Origin of the sequence: Virgibacillus sp. MSJ-26 (assembly GCF_018918075.1) — a bacterium.
GTDB lineage: Bacteria > Bacillota > Bacilli > Bacillales > Amphibacillaceae > MSJ-26.
Genome location: NZ_JAHLPW010000052.1, coordinates 1 through 701 on the forward strand (window position 1 = coordinate 1; position 701 = coordinate 701).

General features: G+C 37.1%; 1 protein-coding gene. It reads left to right on the forward strand.

From position 1 onward, the window contains the following. A partial coding sequence (locus KQI49_RS18430; RefSeq protein ID WP_483887809.1) for an SH3 domain-containing protein occupies nucleotides 1–701 on the forward strand: 701 nt, incomplete at both ends.

The following is a 701-nucleotide window of genomic DNA, read 5'->3' on the forward strand; positions in this document are numbered from 1 at the left end:
TTAGCTGCCAAGAGTCCGACAAATGTGTATCAAAGCCCGACGAAAGATAAAGTCCTTAAGTCTTACAAAAAAGGGACCATACTTAAATATAAAACTTTGACAAGTGAATGGGTCCAGGCAACTATCAAATATAATGGTGAATGGGTCACTGGATATATACATGTTAACGATGTGGAGACATTCCCTGATAAACAAACAACTCAAAATGGTTTAGCTGCCAAGAGTCCGACAAATGTGTATCAAAGCCCGACGAAAGATAAAGTCCTTAAGTCTTACAAAAAAGGGACCATACTTAAATATAAAACTTTGACAAGTGAATGGGTCAAGGCAACTATCAAATATGATGGTGAATGGATCACTGGATATATACATGTTAACGATGTGGAGACATTCTCAGATAAACAAACAACCCTTAATGGATTAGCTGCCAAGAGTCCGACAAATGTGTATCAAAGCCCGACGAAAGATAAAGTCCTTAAGTCTTACAAAAAAGGGACCATACTTAAATATAAAACTTTGACAAGTGAATGGGTCCAGGCAACTATCAAATATAATGGTGAATGGGTCACTGGATATATACATGTTAACGATGTGGAGACATTCCCTGATAAACAAACAACTCAAAATGGTTTAGCTGCCAAGAGTCCGACAAATGTGTATCAAAGCCTGACGAAAGATAAAGTCCTTAAGTCTTACAAAAA